Below are 21,823 nucleotides of genomic sequence, written 5' to 3'. Positions count from 1 at the left end.
TCCGGGAGAGCTGTCACAAAACATCCTCTTGTCCTGCCTATAGGTGTTTCTAGGCCAAGCACAGATCCCAGGGCTTGCACTTACGCGCGCAATCAGAACAATTGGCACATGACAGATAAAGCATTCCCCAGCTGGCCCGATATCGCCCCAGACCTGATCCATGTCGCCGCAGGCCGCGCGCCTGCCGATACGGTCATTCGTCAGGGCAAATGGGTCAATGTCCACACCCGCGAGGTGCTGGACAATCACGACATTGCCATCAAATCCGGTCGTATCGCCTATGTTGGCCCCGATGCCAGCTATTGCACCGGGCCGGATACCCAGGTGATCGAAGCACAGGGACGCTATATGATTCCCGGCCTTTGTGATGCCCATATGCATATCGAATCCGGCATGTTGACCCCGGCGGAATTTGCCCGCGCGGTAATCCCCCATGGCACCACCTCGATGTTCACCGACCCCCATGAGATCGCCAATGTTCTGGGGCTTGAGGGCGTGCGGCTGATGCATGACGAGGCGCTGCTACAGCCCGTCAATATCTTCACCCAGATGCCCTCCTGTGCGCCCTCGGCGCCGGGGCTGGAAACCACCGGGTTTGAAATCACTGCCGAAGACGTCGCCGAAGCCATGCACTGGCCCGGTATTGTCGGCCTTGGCGAGATGATGAACTTCCCCGGTGTGGCCAATGCCGACCCCAAGATGCTGGCCGAAATCGCCGCCACCCAGCGGGCAGGCAAAACCGTTGGCGGGCATTATGCCTCGCCGGATCTGGGACGGGACTTTGCCGCCTATGTCGCCGGTGGCCCGGCGGATGACCACGAGGGCACCTGCGAAGCAGACGCCATCGCCCGAATGCGCCAGGGTATGCGCGCTATGGTGCGGCTGGGCTCTGCCTGGTACGACGTTGAGGCGCAGATCACCGCCATCACCGAAAAAGGCCTGGATCCACGCAACTTTATCCTCTGCACCGATGATTGCCACTCTGGCACGCTGGTGAATGACGGCCACATGAACCGGGTGGTGCGCCATGCCATTGCCTGCGGCTGTGATCCGCTGATCGCGCTGCAGATGGCAACGATCAACACCGCCACTCATTTTGGGCTGGAGCGCGATATCGGCTCGATCACGCCGGGACGGCGCGCCGATGTGATCCTCACCTCGGATCTGACCGAGCTGCCGATCGAGCTGGTCATAGCACGCGGGCAGATCGTTGCTGAATCAGGCTCTATTACGGTGGATTGTCCGCATCTTGACTGGCCTGACAGCGCCCGTGGCACCATCCATCTGGGCCATGTTCTGACGGCAAAAGATTTTGAAATCCAGGCCCCCGAGGGTGCCAATGCGGTCACCGCCAATGTCATTGGCATGGTGGAAAACCAGGCCCCAACCAAGGCGCTGAAGGCCGAGCTGCCGGTGCATGACGGGCTGGTAGAGGCCACCATGGCCGCCGAGGGCGAGACCTGCCAGATCGCATTGGTAGAGCGCCATCAGGCCACTGGCGGCGTCACCAATGCCTTTGTTTCGGGCTTTGGCTATCAGGGCAAAATGGCCATGGCCTCCACCGTGGCCCATGACAGCCACCACATGATTGTAGTAGGCACCGACCGGGACCAGATGGCGCTGGCCGCCAATCGCCTGGCCGAGGTCGGCGGCGGTGTCACCATCTTCCGCGATGGCGCAGAGCTGGCCCTGGTCGAGCTGCCCATTGCAGGGCTGATGTCCGACAGCCCCGCCACCGAGGTTGCCGCCAAGGCGCAAAAACTGGGCGAAGCGATGGAGGCCTGCGGCTGCTCGCTCAACAACGCCTATATGCAGCACTCCTTGCTGGCTCTGGTGGTGATCCCTGAACTCAGGATCTCGGACCTTGGGCTGGTGGACGTGCGCACCTTTGAAATGATCCCCGTGATTGAGCCGCTCACATGACGCCAGCAACACCGATCACCCAGATCAAACAGCCCCAGGCCCCCGCCCCCGAGAGCTTTTCCGACGCCAGCGCCGCCGTGGCCCGGCTGGAAGAGCTTTATGCTCAGGCCACCACATTCTTATGTGATGAGTTCATCGCCAGTATGGCGACAGGGACAAAAGGCACCCAGCGTATTCGCGCCTTTTATCCCGAGATCCGCTTTACCACCTCCAGCTTTGCCCAGGTGGACAGCCGCCTCAGCTTTGGTCATGTTTCGGCGCCGGGCACCTATGCCACCACGGTGACGCGGCCGGATCTGTTTCGCCACTATCTGACCCAGCAAATCGCCCTGCTGATCAAAAACCACGGTCAACCCGTCACCATTGGCGCCTCAACCACCGCAATCCCGGTGCATTTTGCCGTTGGTTCCCGACCTGATCTTACCGTACCGCAGGACGGCGCTGCCGGTTTTACCCTGCGCGATATCTTTGATGTCCCGGATCTGGCCACCACCAATGACGATATCGTCAATGGCACCTACCAACCCGAAGACGGCATCGGCCCACTGTCGCTGTTCACCGCGCAACGCATAGACTACTCATTGGCGCGGCTGTCTCATTACACCGCCACCGCACCTGAGCATTTCCAAAACCACGTGCTGTTTACCAACTATCAGTTCTATGTGGCCGAGTTCGAAGCCTACGCCCGCGCTCAGCTGGCGGACCCGACCTCCGGCTACACCAGCTTTGTCAGCACCGGAAACCACGAGATCACCGCCCCAGAGGCAGAGATCCCTGCCATCGCCAAGCTGCCGCAAATGCCGACCTATCATCTGAAGCGCGCTGACGGCAAAGGCATCACCCTGGTCAATATCGGTGTCGGGCCGTCAAACGCCAAAACAGCCACCGACCATATAGCGGTGCTGCGCCCACATGCCTGGATGATGGTTGGCCACTGTGCCGGCCTGCGCAATACCCAGGCGCTGGGGGATTTTGTGCTGGCCCATGCTTACCTGCGCGAAGATCACGTGCTGGACGATGACCTGCCAGTCTGGACGCCGATTCCAGCCCTGGCAGAAATCCAGATCGCTTTGGAACAGGCCGTGGCCGAAGTCACCAAATTTGAGGGCTATGACCTGAAGCGGATCATGCGCACCGGCACCGTCGCCACCATCGACAACCGTAATTGGGAATTGCGCGACCAATCCGGCCCGGTGCAGCGGCTCAGCCAGTCCCGCGCCATCGCCCTGGATATGGAAAGCGCCACCATCGCCGCCAATGGCTATCGCTTTCGCGTCCCCTACGGCACCCTGCTCTGTGTGTCCGACAAACCACTGCATGGAGAGCTGAAGCTGCCAGGCATGGCCTCTGACTTTTATCAAACACAGGTTGCGCGTCATTTGCAGATCGGCATAAAGGCGATGGAACAGCTCAGATCGATGCCGCTGGAACGGTTGCACAGCCGAAAACTGCGCTCCTTTGACGAAACCGCCTTCCTTTAGGCCGAGTTTTCCACTGTTTTCTGCAAAAAACCGCTGGTTTCTATAGTCTTTTGTTCCACAACGCGTTGTGTTCCTACACAACATAACGATAATGTTGCGCGATGAGGCCCCACAGTTCGGGCAGTTTTAAGGAGATCTGAGAATGTCCAAACCGATGACAAAAACCCAGCTTGTTGCCGCTCTGGCTGAGGAAATGGGCGAAGATAAAAAGACCGCAGGCGTTGCTCTTGAAGCCGTCTGTGCCTTGATCACGCGCGAAGTTTCCGAAGGCGGAGCCGTCACTCTGCCTGGCGTCGGCAAAATCTATTGCCGCGAGCGCCCCGAGCGCGAAGTGCGCAACCCTGCCACAGGCGAAAAGTTCATGAAGGAAGCGGACAAGGTTGTGAAAATGACCATTGCCAAAGCCCTGAAAGACAGCGTCAACGGCGAAGCCTAATCCAGGAATTTCCGGATTACTGCTATCGAGATCGGGTCGCCTTTGGCGGCCCTTTTTTCATGCCTGCCCATCGCATGTCTGGCTTTTTCACTCCTCCCCGTCATGCGCGGACTGGACCCGGATGCCAATCGCGTGAGCGCACATCGAATGGGCATTCCCAGTAGGTACTTGCCTTGCTAAAGACCTGAAGACACCACCAGCCCTCTGGAGACATCGTTATGGATCTACGCGCAGTTGCCATGGGGCTCACCTTTGCCCTCATGTGGTCTTCGGCTTTCACCTCTGCCCGGATCATTGTGATGGATGCCTCGCCGCTGTTTTCGCTGGCGGTGCGGTTTTTGATTTCAGGATTGATCGGCGTCGGTATTGCCCTGGCTCTGGGACAGACCTGGCGGCTGACCCGCAGCCAGTGGCGGGCCACCATGATCTTTGGTCTCTGCCAGAATGCGCTGTATTTGGGGCTGAACTTTGTCGCCATGCAGTGGATCGAAGCCTCCCTCGCGGCCATTATCGCCTCCACCATGCCGCTCTGTGTGGCGCTGGCCTCTTGGCTGATCTTTGGCGACCGGATCAGACCACTGGGCCTTCTTGGCCTGATGGCGGGGGTGGCCGGTGTGGCGCTGATCATGGGCACCCGGATCAATGCCGGGGTTGATCTCTTTGGCCTTATCCTCTGCTTTGTCGGGGTCGCGGCCTTGACCGTAGCCACCCTGGCCCTGCGCGGCGCCACCTCTGGCGGCAACTTCATGATGGTTGTCGGCCTGCAGATGTTGATTGGATCCGCCATTCTGTTTGTCGCCGCCCCGCTTAGCGAAGATATCTTTGTACACCCGACCCTCCGGTTGGGGCTGGCCTTTGCCTATACCACCGTTGTTCCGGGGCTAATGGCGACCTTTATCTGGGTGCTGTTGCTCAACCGGATTGGCGCCATTCGCGCCGCCACCTTTCACTTTCTCAACCCGGTTTTTGGCGTCGCGGTTGCCAGTCTGCTGCTGGGGGAGCACCTGGGCCTGCTTGATCTGATCGGTGTCGCGGTGGTGACCTTAGGCATTCTAGCCGTGCAGCTGTCCCGGCAGGCCGCACCCAAATAACCCGCAGTTTCCCGCACACAGAGCCGCGAGCCGGGTGAAATGCTCTTTGCATTTTGCCTGCGACACCCCATCTTTGCCACAATAGCGAACAGAGCGGCCCTAGGCACAAGACCGCAACAAGTCGGAGACCTGCATGACCAAATATACCAAAGACCCCACCGCCATCGCCGCCCTCTCGGAAGAGGAATTCTACGTTACCCAGAACGCGGGCACCGAACGCCCCGGCACCGGCAAGCTGCTCGCCAACAAAGAGGTTGGTATCTATGTCGATATCGTCTCGGGCGAGCCGCTGTTTGCATCCGGGGACAAATACGAGTCCGGCTGCGGCTGGCCCAGCTTTACCAAACCAATCGAACCCGCCTATGTCAGCGAGCTGGAAGACCGGACCCTTGGCATGATCCGCACCGAAGTGCGCTCCACCCATGGCGACAGTCACCTGGGCCATGTCTTCCCCGACGGGCCAGTCGAACATGGTGGCCTGCGCTACTGCATCAACTCTGCCTCGTTACGGTTTATTCCACTGGCTGAAATGGAGGCCGAAGGCTATGCAGACTACATCAATCAAGTGGAGGTAAAAGCATGAGCGAACGCGCTGTACTCGCTGGGGGCTGTTTCTGGGGCATGCAGGATCTGATCCGCAAGCGCAAAGGTGTGCTGAAAACCCGTGTCGGCTACACTGGCGGCGATGTGGCCAATGCCACCTATAAAAACCACGGCACCCATGCCGAAGGCATCGAGATCCTGTTTGATCCCAGCCAGACCTCCTACCGCGAGCTGCTGGAGTTCTTCTTTCAGATCCATGACCCCACCACGCAAAACCGCCAGGGCAATGATCTCGGGCTAAGCTATCGCTCGGCAATTTATTATGTCGATGAGGCGCAAAAAGCCGTGGCGCTGGACACCATCGCCGATGTCGAAGCCTGCGGGCTTTGGCCCGGCAAGGTGGTGACCGAAGTCGAAGCCGTCAGCGACTTTTGGGAGGCAGAGCCCGAGCACCAGGACTATCTGGAACGCCGCCCGGATGGCTACACCTGCCATTTTGCCCGCCCCGACTGGGTGCTGCCCAAACGCAGCGCAGCAGCACAATAACCCAAGTTAGAGCCAAAATTGAACCAAGACCCGCGCCATTATGAGGCGGGTCTTTTGGTTTCTCCCCTGCCTAACCCTTGGCCACACGGGGGCGGCCGCTGGCCTCAACCGTCAGCATCGCCTCGACAAAGACCTCACGCGCCTCGACCTCAGCCATGCGGATATCGCGGGTGACATGGATATGGATATCCTCCGCCCCCGCCGCTTCGGCAGCGGCGCGGGCCTGATCCCCCAGGGCCTGCTCCAGCACCTGCAGGGCCTCCTGTGAGGCTGAAAAATCCTGCGGCGCGCTGTCCAGATGAACCCGAAACTTGCCCTCAGCCGGCGCGGTTACGCTGCCACTGCGTCGCATGGTGATACGGCCCACCACAGCACCAATGGCATTGGCCACCCCTGCGTGTTCCGGCAACAGCATTCGGCATTTCAGCCGCTCTCCAACCGCCGGGTAATAGCACGGCGCCGAGGCCCCCAGCCCTACCACATCAAAATTCACCGCCAGGTCCAACGACAGGATGCCACGATGCGAGGCCAGCCCCCGCTGGGTGAGAACATGCCGCGCCAGATCCGCGGGCGGCAAAGGAAAATCCGCAGCCTCCTCGGCAAAAGCCGACTCTAACAGGGTCAAAGAGGTCTGTTCCGTGAGCTGATCCACAATCATCCGCGCCAGGGTTTCTGCATCCGGCGCCAGCCCCTCTCCACTGCCAACCCGCCGCCGGGCGAACAGGGTAAGGGCCTTTTCAGCGGCCTCGGCATCCCAGGCCTGAACCCAGCCCAAAATATGGCTGGCATCCGATGGAGTCACGCCCGCGACCTGCACCAAACCGCGATCCAGCAGGCGGCTTAACGCGCCCTGTTCCATCCGGGTCCGCAGAATAACGCCCAAAGGGTGCACTTGGGTGCCAATGCGCCCCAAAAGGGCCTGTTCGCGCTCCCCCAGACCGACAGCGGGCAGGCCAATCACGGCACGCACAAATCGGCCGTCATATTCCCCTACCACTGGCGCATTGAGTTGCTTGTCCAGCGCCGCATGCACCACCTCAGGGGCCTCTGCCGCGATCAAAGACACCGGCACCACCCGGCGCGGGCCCAGCGTCACCCCACCTTGCAGCCCGCTAGACTGCAGGTGCACCTGGCTGTCACCGCCCAGACCGGTGGTGCGCATGGCCACTGCCTCGACCATGGTGCGAAAATCACCCACCCGCGCACCCGCCGGATCAATCGCAGGCTTGCCGTCGCGGATCAGGGCCACATCCGTGGTGGTGCCACCGATATCGCTGACCAGGGCATTCTCCACCCCGGTCATCCAGCGCGCCCCGACGATTGAGGCCGCAGGCCCGCTGAGAATAGTCTCGATCGGACGTTCGCGGGCCTGCGCCGCCGACATCAGGGCGCCATCGCCGCGCACCACCATCATCGGAGCCGTCACCCCAAGCTCCACCAGCACATCCTGCGCCCGGCCAATCAGCCGGTCGATCATCCCAATAAGCCGCGCATTCAGCACCGCAGTCACCGCCCGTTTGGGGCCGTTCAGCTTTGCCGACAGCTGGTGCGAGCAGGTAACCGGCGCCTGGGTCATCTCTGCGATGATACGCGCCACCTCCAGCTCATGCGCCGGGTTCCGGGTGGCAAATACAGAGGCCACGGCGAAGCCGGAAACCCCCGCCGAATCTGTCTCTAAAAAGGCGCGCAGTGCATCTACATCCAGGGCGCATGCCTCGGCCCCGGCATGATTATGCCCCCCGGCAAGAATCAATGCGGGATCGCCCTTCAAGGCATCCCGCAGCCCGTGGCGATCCAGGTCGGCCCCGCTAAATCCAACATAGATCAACGCCACCCGGCCACCCTGGCCTTCGACCAGAGCATTGGTTGCCAGCGTGGTCGACAGCGCCGTCATCGACACCTCTGCGGCCGCACAGCCGGATTGCTCGAGAACCGCCCGAATGGCGCCACCAACCCCGATGGCAAGATCCGCTCGCGTGGTCAGTGATTTGGCGCTGGCAATCACCTCTTTCTCGTCACGGATCAAAACCGCATCCGTGTAGGTTCCGCCTGTATCCACCCCCAGAAGCACCGTCATTTCAATCGTCTCCAAGCCGTTCGCTCAACTGGTCTAACGCCTATTTGAGACAGGTCCATCCTGTTTGCGTCATGACAGCCGCTGAACCGCCCATCGTGCCGCATCGGCCACCGTTGAATCCGGATCCTGGGTCAACCCCTCTGCCACGCTGCGCAGGGCCGGCAGATCAGAATTGCCAATGGCATACAGCACATTGCGCACAAACCGGTCTCGCCCCACCCGTTTGATCGGTGAACCGGCAAAAAATGTCCGAAACCCTGCATCATCCAATACCGCCAGCTCTGCCAGCTTTGGCGCCTCCAGCTCGGCCCTGGCGGCATAGCGCAGATCACTGGCGGCAACGGCAAATTTATTCCAGGGGCAGGCCGACAGACAGTCATCACAGCCGTAGATCCGATTGCCCAGCTTACTGCGCAACTCCTCGTCAATTGGACCTTTGTGCTCAATCGTCAGATAAGAAATGCACCGCCGCGCATCCATCTGATAGGGCGCGGTAAAGGCCTCTGTCGGACAGGCCGTCAAACAAGAGGTGCAGGATCCGCAGCGGTCCACTTCAGCTGGATCTGCTGGCAGATCCAGCGTGGTAAAAACAGAGCCTAAAAAAGCCCAATTTCCCCAGTCTCGGCTCACCAGGTTAGTATGCTTGCCCTGCCACCCAAGCCCCGCCGCCTGCCCCAAAGGCTTTTCCGGCACCGGAGCCGTATCAACAAAAACCTTAACCTGTGCCGCCTCATCCTGGGCCTTGGCCTCTTCTATCAGCCAACGCGCCAAACGCTTCAGCCGCTTCTTGACCAGATCATGATAGTCCTTGTTGCGGGCATAAACCGAAACCGCCCCCCGGTCGGCACAGCCCACAACCGCCATCGGGTCTTCTTCCGGGGTGTAGCTTTCCGCCAGCATGATAACGGAACGCGCCTCCGGCCACAGCACACTTGGATCGCCGCGCCAATGGCTGCGCTCTGCCATCCAACCCATCTGCCCATGATAGCCCTTGTCGAGAAACTGCTGCAGCCGATCTGGCACCAGTGGCACATCCCAGGGGCGACAGATCTTGCAGGCGACAAACCCTTCAGCAAGGGCCTGCGCCACCAATCGCGCCTTCAGATCAGCACCGTGTTTCATTTGGCCAATAATATCCTCGGGGGTGAATTGCCTACGCCAACAGGCAAAAGAGGGCAGACAGCCCCCTTACTGTGCCAGCCGTTGCAGCAAAACGCCAGTCTCTCAGAAATCGAGATCGGCGTAATGGGCGGGCGGACGAAAGCCCGAAATCTGATCCGCCAGAATGGACCGAAAAGCCGGACGCGATTTGATCTTGGCATACCAGTCCTTGACCACAGCCGAGCGGTTCCAATCCACATCCGAGATATAGTCCAATGACGACAAATGCGCCGCAGCGGCAAAATCTGCCAGGCTCATCTGATCCCCTGCCAGCCAGCGCCGATGGTCCAACAGCCAGGTCATATAGTCGAGATGGTATTTGATCGCCTTGGCCCCGGCCTTGACGTTCTTGCTGTCGGGGTAGCCTTCACCGGTGACCTTCTTGTTGACCCGCTCATAGAGCAGCTTGGAGGTCACTTCCGAATGAAATTTGTCGTCAAACCAGCTGACAATGCGGCGCACCTCATAACGGCCATCCGGGTCACTGGGCATCAGAGAAGGTGTCGGCCGCGTTTCTTCCAGATACTCGCAGATGGCAGCACTCTCAGACATCATTTTGCCATCCAGACGGATAACCGGCACCTTGCCCGCCGGGTTGCGGCGCAAAAAGTCCGGGTCTGCTTCCCAGTACCGCTCTTCAACCAACTCTACTTCGATCTTCTTCTCCGCCAGGGATAGACGGATTTTCCGACAAAACGGGGAAAGCGGGACATGATAGAGACGTGCCATATGGTCTTTTGGAACTCCGGGTCGGACTGCGAGGGACTGATCCAGCAATGCCCTGTGCGCGGCAAAACTTCAATGCTCGAAACAGCCCGCACGCCCATCTGCGCGGATGGTGGCCGCTCCATCTCGAATTTTTGCGGCCCGCCGTTTGAGATTCTGGCTCGGCCGCGCCGCAGAACGTTGTTTTGGGTTTGGCAAAACTGCTGCGATCAATGCCGCCTGACGCGCGTTCAATTCATCTGGACCAACTCCAAAATAGTGCCGCGCCGCCGCCTCCGCACCAAAAATGCCTTCATCCATCTCCGCCACATTCAAATAGACTTCCAGAATGCGCCGCTTGCTCCAGATCGCTTCCACCACGGGTGTCAGCAGGGTTTCCAGCGCCTTACGCCCCCAACTGCGCCCCTGCCATAGAAAGACGTTTTTCACCACCTGCTGCGACAGGGTAGAGCCGCCACGCTGGCCGCCCTCGGCAAGGGCTGCGCGAATCGCCCGCACATCAATGCCCCAGTGCTGACAAAACCGCGCATCTTCCGCCGCCACAACCGACCGCGCCAAAACCGGAGCCATGTCCTCCAGGGGCACCCATTCCTGGTCGACATCGCCAAGACGGCGCTTTTCGCTCCAGATTGTATGGGTGGTTGGTGGGTTCACCACAGAAAACAGCGTGACCAAAAGCACCGCCCCTAGGGCAAATGCAAACACCCCCCGCAGGATCCACCGCCGAAACCAGCGCAGAGGCTGCGCCAAACGGGCTTTGATCCAGGATCGGCCTGATTTGTTCTTTTTGGTCTTTTTCGCTGCCTTTGCCATGTCTCTCTATAAGATAGCCAAGCCCCCAAAACCAACCAAGAATCGCGGCGCGTTCTTGTGGGCTCCGCCGCGAGGAAGCGCAGCCCAAAAACAAAAAGCCCCGCAAGCGACCAGCTTGCGGGACAATTTTGTAACAGCAGATCTGTCTGGGCTTATTCAGCCGGAACCGCTGATTGTTCCAGGCTCAAAGGATGCGCCAGCTTGTCCAGCATCTCGGTTGGGCAGACCTGCAGGAAGTTGCTCTTCTCCAGATCCCAATTCTGCAGGATCTCTGCTGCCTTGCCGCTTCCGGTCTCTTCCAGATGCCGCTCGATCAGCGTTTTCAGCTGGCTCTCCCAATGCGCCACAGTCACCGCACAGGTTACCAGACCTTCCATATTCATCATGGTCTGCGCCTTGCCTTCTGGATCATAGAGATAGGCCATGCCACCGGTCATACCAGCGCCAAAGTTGGCGCCGATCGAGCCCAAAATCACTGCGACACCACCGGTCATGTATTCACAGCCGCAAGCGCCACAGCCCTCGATCACCACCGACGCACCGGAGTTGCGCACCCCAAAGCGTTCACCGGCACGACCCGCCGCAAAGAGATACCCATCGGTGGCACCATAAAGAACGGTATTGCCGACAATGGTATTCTCGCTGGCCGTCAGCGGCGAGGACATCGGCGGGCGCACCACAATGGTCCCCCCTGACAGGCCTTTGCCGACATAGTCGTTTGCATCACCAGAGACTTCAAGCTTCAGCCCCGGTGCCGCAAAGGCCCCCAGCGACTGCCCGGCAGAGCCCTGCAGTTTCACCGTCAGGTGATCCGGCTGGAAGGCATTGCGCATGCCAAAGTTGCGCACGATATGGCTCGAGGTGCGGGTGCCCACGGAACGATGGGTGTTCTGCACCGCATAGGACAGCTGCATCTTTTCGCCATCCTGCAAGAAACGCGCCGCATCGCGGACAATTTCGCTGTCCAGAGTATCCGGCACCGCGTTGCGCTCCTTATCGCGATTGTAGACGATATCAGCCGCGCCATCGACAGTGATCAGCAGCGGGTTCAGGTCGAGGTCATCGAGGTGGGCCGAGCCACGCGACACCTGCGCCAGCAGATCCGCACGACCGATGATGTCATCCAAACTGCGCGCGCCGATAGAGGCGAGAATTTCCCGCACCTCCTGCGCATAGAAGGTGATCAGATTGACAACCTTATCCGCATTGCCGGTGAACTTGCCCCGCAGTGCTTCGTCCTGGGTACAGACACCCACAGGACAGGTGTTGGATTGGCACTGACGCACCATGATGCAGCCCATGGCAATCAGCGCCGCGGTGCCAATGCCGTATTCCTCGGCGCCCAGCATCGCCGCCATAACGATGTCGCGCCCGGTGCGCAGGCCACCATCGGTCCGCAGGGTGACGCGTTCACGCAGGTTGTTCATCGCCAGCACCTGATGCGCCTCGGTGAGGCCCATTTCCCAGGGCAGACCCGCGTATTTGATCGAGGTCGCAGGCGAGGCCCCGGTACCGCCATTGTGGCCCGAGATCAGGATGATGTCGGCCTTGGCCTTGGCCACGCCAGCCGCGATGGTGCCAACCCCGGAAGAGGCCACCAGTTTCACGGTCACCTTGCAGCGCGGGTTGATCTGTTTCAGATCGTAAATCAGCTGCGCCAGATCCTCGATCGAATAGATATCGTGGTGCGGCGGTGGTGAGATCAGGGTCACACCCTTGGTCGAGTGGCGCAGACGGGCAATCAGATCGGTGACCTTCATCCCCGGCAACTGGCCACCCTCACCGGGCTTGGCCCCCTGGGCCACCTTGATCTCCAGCTCTTCGCACTGGTTCAGATATTCAGCGGTGACGCCAAAGCGCCCCGAGGCCACCTGTTTGATCTTGGCAGACGGGTTGTCACCATTGGGCTCCGGTACAAAATGCGCCGGATCTTCGCCGCCCTCACCCGAATCGGACTTGGCGCCGATGCGGTTCATCGCAACATTCAGGGTCTTGTGGGCCTCAGGCGACAGGGCGCCCAAGGACATGCCCGGCGTGACAAACCGTTTGCGGATCGAGGTGATGCTCTCCACCTCTTCAATCGGCACGGCTTTGCCCATGGGCTTGATGTCCAAGAGATCACGCAGATGGATCGGCGGGTTGCTTTGCATCTTTGCTGAATACTGCTTCCACATCTCAAACGAGGCACGGTTGCAGGCCATTTGCAGCATATGCATCGAGCTTGCTTCCCAGGCATGTGTCTCGCTCGACTTGCGGGCCTTGTAGAACCCACCGATGGGCAGGATGTTTTCTGCACCCTTCCAGCCATTGGCATGAATCTCCTCAGCCTTGACCTGAATCCCGCTGACACCGATGCCGGAAATCCGGCTGGTCATACCAGGGAAGAACTCAGCGCACATAGCACGGGACAGGCCAACGGCCTCAAAGTTCAGACCACCGCGATAGGAGGAGATCACCGAGATACCCATCTTCGCCATGATCTTGAGCAGACCCTGGTCGATGGCATCGCGGTAGCGCGCCACGTTTTCAGTCAGAGTACCATCCAGCAATCCGCGCTCGATGCGATCCGCCAGCGAATCCTCGGCCAGATAGGCATTCACCACGGTGGCGCCACAGCCAATGAGCACAGCAAAGTAATGGGGATCGACACATTCCGCCGCCCGCACATTGAGCGAGCAGAAAGTCCGCAGCCCCTTGCGGGTCAGATGCGAATGCACCGCAGAGGTTGCCAGGATCATCGGCATCGCTACACGGGTTGCATCCGAGAACTGATCGGTCAGCACCAGGTGACCAGCCCCCGAGCGCACCGCGTCTTCGGCCTCGGCGCGGATACGGTCCAGGGCCTTGCTCAGCGATCCTTCGGCGGGGTCAAAGGAGCAGTCGATCTCGACCAGGGGCGCGTTGAACTGATCAGCCAGCTTGTCCCATTGGGCATTGCCGACAAAGGGGCTTTCCAGCACCACAATTTCGGTCTGGCTGCTGTCTTCATCCAGCACGTTCTTGAGATTGCCAAAGCGGGTCTTCAACGACATCACCCGGAATTCCCGCAAGCTGTCGATGGGCGGGTTGGTCACCTGGCTAAAGTTCTGGCGGAAGAAATGCGACAGTGGACGGTACTGTTTGGACAGCACAGCCGAGGGCGTGTCATCCCCCATCGAGGCCAAGGTCTCTTTGCCATCTTCGGCCATCGGAGACAGGATCTGCTCCAGCTCTTCGATGGTATAGCCCGCGGCCACCTGACGGCGACGCAGTTCATCCCCGCTAAAGATCGGCGCCTCGGTCACAGTGGCAAGGGTGGAATCCACATCGTTGATCTTGCTTACCCAGTCACCAAAGGGCAGCGCCGCAGAGAGTTTATTCTTGATCGCGGTATCGTGGTAGAGCTTGCCCTTTTTCATATCCACAGCCAGCATCTGGCCGGGGCCAAGCGCGCCTTTTTCCACCACCGATGCTTCGTCGATTGGCACCATGCCCGCCTCGGAACCGGCAATCAGCAGGCCGTCGCCGGTCACCACATAGCGCATTGGGCGCAGACCGTTCCGGTCCAGGCCAGCGCAGACCCAGCGACCATCGGTCATCGCCAGGGCAGCAGGGCCATCCCAGGGCTCCATCACCGAGTTGCAGTAGGAATACATGTCGCGCCAGGCCTGTGGCAGCTCGACCGCCTGTTTTGACCAGCTTTCGGGCACCAGCATGGTTTTGGCCATCGGCGCAGAACGACCGGCGCGCACCAGAACCTCGAACACGCCGTCCAAAGCCGCCGAATCAGAAGCACCGCCTGCGATGATCGGTTTAATGTCTTCGGCGTGGTCGCCAAAGGTGGCGCTGGCCATGCGGATTTCATGGCTCTTCATCCAGTTGACGTTGCCCTTCAGGGTGTTGATTTCGCCGTTATGGGCCAGCATGCGGAACGGCTGCGCCAACCACCACTGCGGGAAGGTATTGGTAGAATAGCGCTGGTGATAAATCGCAAAGGAGCTCTCGAAACGCTCATCCATCAGGTCGGGGTAGAAGACCGCAACCTGTTCAGCCAGCATCATGCCTTTGTAGATGATCGAGCGGCAAGACAGCGACGCCAGATAAAGCTCGCCAATGCCTGCTGCGGCGGCGGCCTTTTCGATGCGGCGACGGATCACATAAAGCTCGCGCTCGAATGTATCCTCGTCCACCCCCTTGGAGTTCGAGATCAGAATCTGTTCGATCTCGGGGCGGGTGGCGTTAGCTTTTTCGCCCAGGCAGGTCACATCAACGGGCACATGACGCCAGCCATAGATGTAATAGCCCATACGCAGCACTTCGGTTTCAACGATGGTCCGGCAGGTTTCCTGGGCACCAAAATTTGTGCGTGGCAGAAAGACCTGACCAACCGCCATCAGCTGATCTTCGCGGGGCTCATGACCGGTACGTCTGATTTGATCATAAAAGAAGGGAGCCGGGATCTGCACGTGGATCCCAGCGCCATCGCCGGTTTTACCATCGGCATCAACGGCGCCACGGTGCCAGATCGCCTTCAGCGCATCAATACCGGCTTCAACCACGCTGCGGCTGGCCTTGCCATCAACGGCAACCACCAGACCCACACCACAGGAGGAATGTTCTTCTTCCTCAGTATAAAGACCATTGTCGGCCATCCACTTGCGCTTGGTTTCCTCGGCGCGGACCCAGTCAGCATCAAATTTGGTCATGAGGTTCTCCGATCAATTAGTGGCATAGCTTGTCGCAAGCTGGGCATGTGTTGCCCGATTGTTGTTAAGGTCTTCAGCGCGCTCTCCCAGCCTTCGTGGTAGGGCGCTGATTTTCTGCATCAGACTGCGCATTCTCGTTCGATCATTCATCCAGGCTGCATCGACAATCGGATACAACACACCCGCCTCTCGTAGAGGATCGATGACATCATGGCTGCTACGATCGGCCAGGAAATGGTCAATTTTGGCCCCCTGAGCAAAGGCCTGCCAGTGCAGGCTATCCTCTGCATTCCAGCGGCCATGCAACAGGGTATACTGTATCTGAGACCCCATGGTCTCATTCAGTGAGGGGCGGGAAAACTCGGGGATCCGTGCACGGGCCTCAGCCCAGCGGAGATCGGTGGGAAAGGTTTCCGGGCGCGGGCAATACTGCGGCGCAAAGGCCAGGGCACAATCGGCTCCGATCTCGGCCGCATAGGACATTGCACCATAGCCGCCCATGGAAACGCCGACTGTCATCAACCGTGTCAGCCGGTGGCGCGCGACATACTCAGAAATCGCCTGTAGAACCGCAGATGAGAAATCGCGCCCCTGAAACCACCCCTGGCGACGGTCAGTCACAAATATACAATGGCGCGCGCCCTGGTTTGAAGCACTGGCTGCAAATTCCAGCAGGCCCCGCTTCGCCGCATTGGCGTGATAGCTGGTGAAAACCACAATCCCACCGCTTTCTACACCGTCTTCGCGGCCCGCAAGCGCGCGAATATCCGCCCCAGCCTCATCACAGAGGCTGCGTGACTTCAGGCGAAACATTGCCTGACGGAGTGATTTGCGGATCCCGATTTTCATAGTCAGTCAGCAAAGATCACAGTGACCTAGCTATCCCCTTCTTGTTCTGCTGCCGCCCGAAAGGCTTCCATTACATCTGCTTCGGTCATTTGCCGTTGATTTCCAGCAAAGGCGTAGCCTTCGGGTTTCTTGTCGATAAAAAACTCCAGGTCGAGCGTGGTCCCGCCTGCATTGTCAAAGAGGCCAGCCGCCATATTGGTTTGGCCGTGGAGCTCACCGGGGACCGTCATCCGATACCAAAGCATCGAACCGCACTCAGAACAAAATGCGCGCTCTGCCCAGTCTGATGAGACAAAGGTCTTTACCGGCCCCAAAGCAGCATAGCCAGAGGCCGCCGGGATGGTCATCAGAGCCGAACTGGTCCAGCGGCGGCACATGTCGCAGTGACAGGCACGCAAGGTATTTTGCGCCGGTGTCATCGAGACAGTGACGGCGCCGCACATGCAATTGCCCTTCAATTCACTCATGACCCATGGCTCCCTTGCGGTGGCTTTTCCAGGTTACTCGGCCGCAACCTGTGCAGCAGCACTGTTGAAACGCTCAACCAAAGCATCAGCGCAGTCGCGACCGTCCTTGATGGCCCAGACCACCAGCGAGGCACCGCGCACGATGTCACCAATGGCATAGACGCCGTCCAGATCAGTGGCTCCGGTGCGGAACGCGGCCTTGACGGTGCCCCAACGGGTCACCGGCAGGTCGGGTTGCCCCCAGAGCGTCGGCAGGTCTTCGGGTTCAAAGCCCAGTGCCTTGATCACCAGATCGGCCTCTTCGACGTAGTCCGCGCCCTCGATCACTTCAGGAGCCTGACGGCCCGTTGCATCGGGCTGACCCAGGCGCATCTTTTGCACCATGACACCGGCAACCTTGCCACTGTCATCGGTAAAGCCCTTGGGCGCGGTCAGCCATTCAAATTGTACGCCTTCTTCTTCGGCGTTCTGGGTTTCACGCTGCGAACCGGGCATATTGGCGCGGTCACGACGGTACAGACACTTGACCGAGGTCGCGCCCTGACGGATTGAGGTCCGCAGGCAGTCCATCGCGGTGTCACCACCGCCAATGACCACAACCTTTTTGCCTGCGGCGTTCAGGGTGCCGTTTTCAAACTCTGCAACGGTATCGCCAAAGTTCGAGGCCCGGTTGGCTGCGGTCAGGAAATCAATCGCTTTGACGATGCCTGTGGCCCCCGAGCCGGGCATTTCCAGATCGCGGGATTTGTACACGCCTGTGGCGATGATCACGGCGTCATGTTTGGCGCGGATCTCGTCAAAGGTGATGTCGGTGCCGATGTTGCAGTTCATCACAAAGGTGACGCCGCCATCCGCCAGCAGCTGGTTGCGGCGCATCACCACGTCTTTTTCCAGCTTGAAGCCGGGAATACCATAGGTGAGCAAGCCACCCGCGCGGTCGTAGCGATCATAGACCGTCACCTGGATGCCAGCCTTGCGCAGCATATCCGCTGCCGCCAGACCACCAGGGCCGGCACCGATGATGCCAACGCTTTCACTGCGCTCTTGTGCTGGGGCGTTGGCTTTGACCCAGCCTTTGTCCCAGGCGGTATCGGTGATGTATTTCTCAACAGCGCCAATGGTGACGGTGCCGTGGCCGGATTGTTCAATCACACAGTTGCCTTCGCACAGCCGGTCCTGCGGGCAGATGCGACCGCAGATCTCGGGGAAGGTATTGGTGGCCTGGGAGGTCTGATACGCCTCTTTCAGGCGGCCAGTGGCGGTCAGACGCAGCCAGTCAGGAATATTGTTGTGCAACGGGCAATGGGACTGACAATAGGGCACACCACACTGGCTGCAGCGACTGGCCTGTTCTTCTGCCTTGGCCGCAGCGTACTCCGAATAGATCTCGTCAAAGTCTTCGCGACGGGTGTCAGCGGCACGCTTTTGCGGCATATCGCGATCAATCTTCACGAATTTGAGCATCGGTTGCTTGGCCATGGGCGAACTCCCTAGTTTAGCTGGCTGCGACAGGCCCGACTAAGAGCGCTGCGGTATTTTGGTCAACAATGCTGACCTAAAATGACCAGCTTCCACCCCTGATACTGCTTCTCGCCGGAATGTACAGCAATTTTAGGTCCGCTTCGGACCCAAAAGCTCCCTTCCCTATCCAACAGCAAGATTTATACAGAGACAGGTTACCCCGGCCCTGCCCCGACTCAGCCAGGGCGCCTCAGTCCAGGACTTTATTTTATGCCGTTTTTACAGCTTGTACTTGTCGCGCTGATCCAGGGGATTACCGAATTTCTCCCGGTTTCCTCCTCCGGCCACCTGATTCTCCTGCCTGGATTGACCGGCTATTCAGATCAGGGCCAGGTGATAGATGTCGCCGTCCATCTCGGCACTCTGGCGGCGGTGGTGATCTTTTTCTGGCGCGATGTGCGCATGGGACTGGTTGGACTGCCCCGCCTTGCCTGCGGGCGCGCCGATACCGAAGGGGCCCGGCTGGCTCTGGGATTGATCATTGCAACCATCCCCACCGTGCTGTTTGGCGCCTTCCTGCATTTTTCCGGCCTCAGCGACGCGCTGCGTTCACCAGCGGTGATTGGCTGGACCATGCTGGTCTTTGGCATCGTGCTGTATATCGCCGATCAAAAAGGCCCCGAGCAAAAGATCGCCAGTGACTGGGGAATACGGGATGCGCTGATCATGGGGCTTTGGCAGATGATCGCGCTCATCCCCGGCACCTCGCGCTCTGGTATAACCATCACCGGTGCGCGTCAGCTGGGCTACACACGTGAAGATGGCGCCCGCATCGCCATGCTGATGTCAATTCCCACCATTATCGCCTCGGGCGTGCTGCTGGGCACAGAAGTGGCATTAGAGGCCAATATGGCGCTGATCCGCGACGCGGGCATTGCTGCCCTTCTGGCGATGCTCTCGGCGCTGGCAGCACTGAGCCTGATGATGCGGCTGCTGCGCTCGGTCAGCTTTACCCCCTATGTCATCTACCGGGTGATTCTGGGCCTGGTGCTGCTCGGCTATGCCTACGGAGCCTAGAGGCTGGCCCCTCTTCAAGGGCACATGGCAAACGTAAAAGGGCGCTGGATTTCTCCGCGCCCTTTAGTCATTCCGCTACCGATGGTTTTGGCATCAGCCGTTCAAGATCAGGCATCGCCCTTTAGGTTGCGCGCCGAGGCGGTCATCTCATCATACTGGCCCGAGGGACGGAACTTCCACAGATAGCTGGGCAGGATCGGCCCCATCCGCTCTGGCGTGATCCCCAGATCGGCAAAGCCCTTGGCGCCTTCGGAAACCACATTGTCGGTGCCCAGGGATTTCAGCTGATCCCGGCTCAGCACTTTGTTTTCGATCAGTTGCAGGCTAATCGCCTGCAGCATGTCAAAGCCAAAGGCCAGCGGCCAGACCGCAAAACCCGGCAGCGAGACAATCACACGACGCCGCAGGATCACATCACACATCTGACGCATCAGCGCGGCAAAGCTCTTTACCTCTGGGCCGCCCAATTCATAGGTTCCGGGTGCGGCCTCCCCCAGGATCCCCTTGACTGCGGCACGGGCTACATCGTCGACATAGACCGGCTGGAACAGGGTCTTGCCCTTGGCAATCGGCAGGATCGGCGACAGGCTAGCCATGCCTGCAAAGCGATTGAAAAATTCATCTTCGGTGCCAAAGATAACCGAAGGGCGCAGGATCACTGAATTGGGGAAGTGGCTGCGGACAGCCTCTTCGCCCTGTGCCTTGGTGCGGGCATAGTCGCTGTCGCCTTCGGCATCCGCCCCCAGCGCCGAGACATGCACCAGCTGACCAATGTCTTGGTCATGGGCGATCCGCGCCACCCGCGCAGCACCGTCAACCTGCACCGCTTCAAAGCTGTTTTTGCCATGGGCATTGAGAACACCAACGCAGTTTACCACTGCATCCGCCCCCTGCATCGCCGCAGCCACAGAGGCATCGTCGCGGATGTTACACAGAACCGGCTCAACCTGGCCCGGCACGCCATAGGGTTTGACATGCATGGCTTCATTGGGCCTGCGTACGGCAACCCGTACCCGCCAGCCCTCTTTTGCCATGCGGCGCGCGATATAGCGGCCGACAAAACCAGACCCGCCATAAATCGTGACCAGTTTGGACATCTCTTGGCTCCTGCAAATAGCTATGGCTCCGATCTACCGTTCCTGCGCTTTTCAAACAAGGCGCAAAACGCGAAGCCACAGGCACAATGGGGCCAGAAACTGCATTTGACGTTAACAAAAATGCCCTGAGATCCAGTTTCCTCTGTCACACATTCCAAACTAGTAATAAGTTCAGCAAAATACCGCGCAACAGACTTAAACATATAATTAAAATACCTATTTACGATAGCCGAGGACGACTCCGATGGAAGCCAACGCCTGCAAAACCCTGGTGCTTCGCAGCCTTGAAAGTGATCGAATGGACCTCGACACTTTCATCCCTGCTTTTTATCAGCGCTTCTTTGAGGTTTGCCCCGAGGCCCGCGCCATTTTCCCAACCGACACTGCACGGCTTGAGGCAAAGATACTCGCTTCCCTGACCCATCTGGCCGAAGCTCTGGAGAGCACCGAGAGACTGGATGGTATTCTCATGAAGCTGGGTAATATGCATCGCAAAATGGAAATTTCCGATGCGCATTTTGGCCAATTCATTTCCAGCTTCACCAGCACGCTTGCCGCGATCCTGGGGTCCGAGTGGAGCCAGGAAACCGAAGAAGCCTGGACACAATTTCTAAGATTTGTCGCCAAAAGAATGAGCTTCTTTGCAGCCTCCGAACCTGCAGGCGAAGCGTTCTGATCCCCTGACCGGACCAGTGCACAGATGTGGGACATTCAGGCCGAGACAGAGTTTTTGCAAAAATGTCAAAAATCCGTTTGACGCCCCCGACGCTGCAGCCTATACGCCCCTCACGACACCTGCCCAGGTGGCGGAATTGGTAGACGCGCTAGCTTCAGGTGCTAGTATTGGCAACGATGTGGAGGTTCGAGTCCTCTCCTGGGCACCAAAGTTTCTTTTCGCAGAAAATTGACAATTTCCATCAGAGAGATGTGCTAGGCGGCAATCGTTCTGAAAGAACGATGAGAGCTTCGACGGTCCTAGCTTTGTCCGCTCAACTGCACCACGCTTTTCTCCCTTTCAGGAAAACCTCCGCCCCTGCTCCGGCAGGGAGGCGCGCAAGGTAAATCGCCCCCAAACTCATCACGCCGAACGGCCTGCCTGTATCGGCTTAACCTCCCCTTCAGGCCAGGCCCTTAGAATCAGGCTGCGGGCGTGCTCGCCCCTGGGGTATGTCCGTTTCCGCCGACCTTATATTAGACCTGAATGGGGAGGAGCCGGTAGCGCCGCAAAAATGCACGCTCCAACAGGGGGTAACGGCAGCCTGGGAGTTGAGTTCGCGCCGTATTGCCCTTATTTCGAATTCATCGGCGCATCGCGTCAAAGACTGACCCAAACGACGACCCAGACTGCGACCAGGATGAGACCCGCCACGGGTCCGCTACCGGCAAAGGA

The 21,823-nt window shown here is 59.2% G+C and carries 17 protein-coding genes and 1 tRNA gene; 9 read left to right on the top strand and 9 right to left on the bottom strand.

The genetic code is table 11. From position 1 onward, the window contains the following. Positions 1-108 precede the first annotated feature (108 nt). The 6 genes from ade to msrA all read left to right on the top strand — a co-directional run bounded on the left by ade (position 109) and on the right by msrA (position 6,020). Positions 109-1,923: an adenine deaminase gene (gene ade, locus JZI28_RS20345; RefSeq protein ID WP_375698772.1), complete on the top strand. Its 1,815-nt coding sequence runs from the start codon at positions 109-111 to the stop codon at positions 1,921-1,923. Beyond that, complete coding sequence (locus JZI28_RS20340; RefSeq protein ID WP_348154111.1) at positions 1,920-3,404, top strand: AMP nucleosidase; 1,485 nt, start codon at positions 1,920-1,922, stop codon at positions 3,402-3,404. Before ade ends, JZI28_RS20340 begins: the two co-directional genes overlap by 4 nt. 142 nt (positions 3,405-3,546) lie before the next feature. Continuing rightward, positions 3,547-3,840, top strand: coding sequence for an HU family DNA-binding protein (locus JZI28_RS20335; RefSeq protein ID WP_295449710.1), 294 nt, complete (start codon positions 3,547-3,549; stop codon positions 3,838-3,840). A gap of 218 nt (positions 3,841-4,058) precedes the next feature. After that, positions 4,059-4,931, top strand: coding sequence for a DMT family transporter (locus tag JZI28_RS20330; protein WP_349387138.1), 873 nt, complete (start codon positions 4,059-4,061; stop codon positions 4,929-4,931). A 133-nt stretch (positions 4,932-5,064) separates the two neighbouring features. Further along, complete coding sequence (gene msrB / locus JZI28_RS20325) at positions 5,065-5,514, top strand: peptide-methionine (R)-S-oxide reductase MsrB (RefSeq protein ID WP_295449703.1); 450 nt, start codon at positions 5,065-5,067, stop codon at positions 5,512-5,514. After that, complete coding sequence (gene msrA / locus JZI28_RS20320) at positions 5,511-6,020, top strand: peptide-methionine (S)-S-oxide reductase MsrA (protein ID WP_297339384.1); 510 nt, start codon at positions 5,511-5,513, stop codon at positions 6,018-6,020. The genes msrB and msrA overlap by 4 nt, the downstream gene beginning before the upstream one ends. A gap of 70 nt (positions 6,021-6,090) precedes the next feature. Here msrA and JZI28_RS20315 read toward each other — a convergent pair whose 3' ends face one another. From JZI28_RS20315 to JZI28_RS20280, 8 genes are all read right to left on the bottom strand, one after another. Continuing rightward, positions 6,091-8,097, bottom strand: coding sequence for a hydantoinase/oxoprolinase N-terminal domain-containing protein (locus JZI28_RS20315; protein ID WP_375698771.1), 2,007 nt, complete (start codon positions 8,095-8,097; stop codon positions 6,091-6,093). 69 nt (positions 8,098-8,166) lie between these two features. After that, positions 8,167-9,219, bottom strand: a complete 1,053-nt coding sequence (gene queG, locus JZI28_RS20310; RefSeq protein ID WP_375698770.1) for a tRNA epoxyqueuosine(34) reductase QueG — start codon at positions 9,217-9,219, stop codon at positions 8,167-8,169. Between the two features lie 102 nt (positions 9,220-9,321). After that, positions 9,322-9,987 carry a glutathione S-transferase family protein gene (locus JZI28_RS20305; RefSeq protein WP_122074534.1) on the bottom strand — a complete coding sequence of 222 codons (666 nt, stop codon included), beginning with the start codon at positions 9,985-9,987 and terminating at the stop codon, positions 9,322-9,324. A 69-nt stretch (positions 9,988-10,056) separates the two neighbouring features. After that, complete coding sequence (mtgA, locus tag JZI28_RS20300; protein ID WP_375698769.1) at positions 10,057-10,797, bottom strand: monofunctional biosynthetic peptidoglycan transglycosylase; 741 nt, start codon at positions 10,795-10,797, stop codon at positions 10,057-10,059. Between the two features lie 152 nt (positions 10,798-10,949). Continuing rightward, positions 10,950-15,482, bottom strand: a complete 4,533-nt coding sequence (gene gltB / locus JZI28_RS20295; RefSeq protein ID WP_375698768.1) for a glutamate synthase large subunit — start codon at positions 15,480-15,482, stop codon at positions 10,950-10,952. A 12-nt stretch (positions 15,483-15,494) separates the two neighbouring features. Continuing rightward, positions 15,495-16,331 carry a hypothetical protein gene (locus tag JZI28_RS20290; RefSeq protein WP_375698767.1) on the bottom strand — a complete coding sequence of 279 codons (837 nt, stop codon included), beginning with the start codon at positions 16,329-16,331 and terminating at the stop codon, positions 15,495-15,497. Positions 16,332-16,357: 26 nt separating this feature from the next. Beyond that, positions 16,358-16,798 carry a GFA family protein gene (locus JZI28_RS20285; protein ID WP_348154127.1) on the bottom strand — a complete coding sequence of 147 codons (441 nt, stop codon included), beginning with the start codon at positions 16,796-16,798 and terminating at the stop codon, positions 16,358-16,360. A gap of 33 nt (positions 16,799-16,831) precedes the next feature. Further along, on the bottom strand, positions 16,832-18,277 hold the full coding sequence (locus JZI28_RS20280) for an NAD(P)-dependent oxidoreductase (RefSeq protein WP_375698766.1): 1,446 nt from the start codon (positions 18,275-18,277) through the stop codon (positions 16,832-16,834). 252 nt (positions 18,278-18,529) lie between these two features. Here JZI28_RS20280 and JZI28_RS20275 point away from each other — a divergent pair, with 252 nt between their 5' ends. Next, positions 18,530-19,336 carry an undecaprenyl-diphosphate phosphatase gene (locus JZI28_RS20275; protein ID WP_375698765.1) on the top strand — a complete coding sequence of 269 codons (807 nt, stop codon included), beginning with the start codon at positions 18,530-18,532 and terminating at the stop codon, positions 19,334-19,336. Positions 19,337-19,443: 107 nt separating this feature from the next. Here JZI28_RS20275 and JZI28_RS20270 read toward each other — a convergent pair whose 3' ends face one another. Then, entirely contained in the window at positions 19,444-20,433 is a 990-nt protein-coding gene (locus JZI28_RS20270) for a complex I NDUFA9 subunit family protein (protein WP_375698764.1), read from the bottom strand. A 244-nt stretch (positions 20,434-20,677) separates the two neighbouring features. Between JZI28_RS20270 and JZI28_RS20265 the strand changes: the two genes are divergently transcribed. Together JZI28_RS20265 and JZI28_RS20260 are read left to right on the top strand one after the other, a co-directional pair. Further along, entirely contained in the window at positions 20,678-21,109 is a 432-nt protein-coding gene (locus tag JZI28_RS20265; RefSeq protein WP_375698763.1) for a globin, read from the top strand. A 121-nt stretch (positions 21,110-21,230) separates the two neighbouring features. Then, a tRNA-Leu gene (locus JZI28_RS20260) sits at positions 21,231-21,317 on the top strand. Positions 21,318-21,823: the final 506 nt, after the last annotated feature.

Origin of the sequence: Pseudophaeobacter sp. TrK17 (genome assembly GCF_042192375.1) — a bacterium.
Lineage (GTDB): Bacteria > Pseudomonadota > Alphaproteobacteria > Rhodobacterales > Rhodobacteraceae > Pseudophaeobacter.
This window is presented reverse-complemented; position numbering and strand designations above follow the sequence as displayed.